The 2,545-nt window shown below is 70.0% G+C and carries 1 protein-coding gene and 1 pseudogene; both read left to right on the forward strand.

Annotation, left to right across the window (positions count from 1 at the left end; genetic code table 11):
- Positions 1 to 267: pseudogene (locus tag P1P70_RS43355) on the forward strand (hypothetical protein); the annotation flags it as partial.
- A gap of 433 nt (positions 268 to 700) precedes the next feature.
- On the forward strand, positions 701 to 2,545 hold a 1,845-nt coding region (locus tag P1P70_RS43360; protein WP_319247823.1), incomplete at its 3' end, for an AAA family ATPase.

A 2,545-nucleotide genomic window follows, 5' to 3' on the forward strand; every position in this document is an offset into this window, starting at 1 on the left:
CATCTGGCGTGGCTGGTGTGGATGGAGGTGACGGAAGGGGACGCCTGGGCGCGAGGGCGGGCACGGGACGGGGCGGAACAGGACGAGTTCTGGGCCGGCTGGGTCCGGGCGGAGCGTCGGCATTTCGCCGAGGATCCCTCCCGGCCGTTCGCCGATCTGCTGATTCGGCCGGGAAACAGGGGGTACGAGGTGCTCACGGGGCCTGCGACGACTCCCGGATCGACACCTCACCTCACTCAGGGTGACGGGCCATCCGCAATGTGCTGAACTCGTGAAGACGGCTGTCCGAGAAGTTGCCCGAGGGCCCCAACTCCGCTTGACCGGGGGGCCGTACAGGACTTACGTTCTGAATGTGCGGTCATCAGATACCGCCCAGATTCGCGAAGCCCCCGGTTGTTCCCCCGTGATCGGGGGCTTCGTTCTGCCTTTTTCGCGGCTTTCCGGAACTCCAGCGACACCGTTCCTTCACCCTCGGTCACCGTCCGCAATGCGCCCCGTCTGCCCCCACCTCGTGGGACGAGGGTTGCGGCACCCTTCGAAGGGCGCCCGACCCGCGGGTACGATGCCCAAGGTGCGACCTTCGGACGGCTGCAGCAACGCACCGGCGCAACTCCCGTCCGCGGCACAGCGGTTCGACGAAGGCTGCCGACGGGCACCGGCCCGTTCGGTTCCAGCGGGGGCACGGTTTGTGGGGGACGTGATGGACTTCGGCTCGCGGGGCCCCGAGGCCCCGGCCGACCTCGCCTGGCTGCGAGGCGTGGACGCCTACACCATGGGCGCCTATCCGCAGGCGGAGGAGGAGTTCCGCGCCGCGGTGCGGATGGATCCCGGGATGGCCGACGGCTGGCTCGGGCTGCACGCGCTGCGGGTGGACACGACGACCGCGCTGCTGCGGATGTTCCGGCACCGGGAGCGCTTCGGTGAGCAGCGCACGCGGCACCGCCGCACCCTCAACTCCTGGTACTGGCTGGGCTGGTGGGTGCAGCCGGTGCTGGAGAGCCCGCGTGATCTGCTGCTCGCGCACGCCTCGCACTGGCTGGACGGGCGCCACGTACCCGAGCTGGATCGGGCGCTCGCGGGGCTGCCGCCGGTCGACGCGGACCACCAGGTGCGGTTCCTGCACGCCTGCCGCGCCTACCTGGTCAAGGACTGGGAGCAGCTGGTCCGGCACACCGATCCGCTGCTCGACGATCCCCTGCTCGGGATCGAGGCCGGCCTGTTCGGCGGGATGGCCCGGGTCCGGCTGGAGACGTACGGTCAGGCCGAGCCGCTGCTCTCCGCGGCGCTGATGCGATGCCGTAGCGAGCAGCCGCAGCGCAAGGAGCTGCGGTACTGGCTGGCCCGCGCCCACGAGGGCACGGGGCGCAGTGCGGCCGCGCTGCCGCTGTACCGGGCCGTGCACCGGGTCGACCCCGCCTTCATGGACACCTCCGCGCGGCTGGCGGCGATCGCCGAGGGGGACGGGTACGACGACGACGCGAGCGACTTCGCCGCGATCACGCTCGCCGGGATCGGGCAGGACGTACTCGACGGCGACGGTCTGGAGCCGTTCTTCGACGCCGAGGGCCGGGATCTGAAGGTTTCCGATTCCGGACCGCCGCCGTCGGGCGGGCTGCCGCCCGAGGCGGGCGACACGTTCGTACGGGAGAAGTCCGCCGTGGTGCCGGTGGAGCCGCTGTCGCTGCCGGCGGGGCCGACGGATCCCGAGCTGCTGGAGGAGGCGCTGGCCGAGCTGGAGCGGATGGTCGGGCTGGAACCGGTGAAGCGGCAGGTCAAGGCGTTGTCCGCGCAGCTGAACATGGCGCGGTTGCGGGCGGGGCAGGGGTTGCCCGTGCAGCCGCCCAAGCGGCATTTCGTCTTCTCCGGGCCGTCGGGGACCGGGAAGACGACCGTGGCGCGAATACTGGGCCGTGTCTTCTACGCGCTCGGGCTGCTGGGCGGTGATCACCTCGTCGAGGCGCAGCGTGCGGATCTCGTGGGCGAGTACCTCGGGCAGACCGCCGTGAAGGCCAACGAGCTGATCGACTCCGCGATCGGCGGGGTGCTGTTCGTGGACGAGGCGTACTCCCTGTCCAACTCCGGGTACGGGAAAGGGGACGCGTACGGGGACGAGGCGCTTCAGGTGCTGCTGAAGCGGGCCGAGGACAACCGGGATCATCTGGTGGTGATCCTGGCCGGCTATCCGGAGGGGATGGACCGGCTGCTGGCGGCGAACCCCGGGTTGTCGTCCCGGTTCACGACGCGCGTCGACTTTCCCTCGTACCGGCCGTTGGAGCTGACCTCCATCGGGGAGGTGCTCGCGGCGGAGAACGGGGACGTGTGGGACGAGGAGGCGCTCGACGAGTTGCGGTCCATCTCCGGGCATGTCGTGGAGCAGGGGTGGATCGATGAACTCGGGAACGGGCGGTTTCTGCGGACGTTGTACGAGAAGAGTTGTGCGTACCGGGATCTGCGGTTGTCGGGGTATCCGTCGATTCCTACGCGGGACGATCTGTCGACGTTGCGGTTGCCGGACTTGATGCAGGCGTACGGGGAGGTCTTGTCG

The sequence above is a fragment of the Streptomyces sp. MB09-02B genome, assembly GCF_033794485.1.
Taxonomy (GTDB): domain Bacteria; phylum Actinomycetota; class Actinomycetes; order Streptomycetales; family Streptomycetaceae; genus Streptomyces.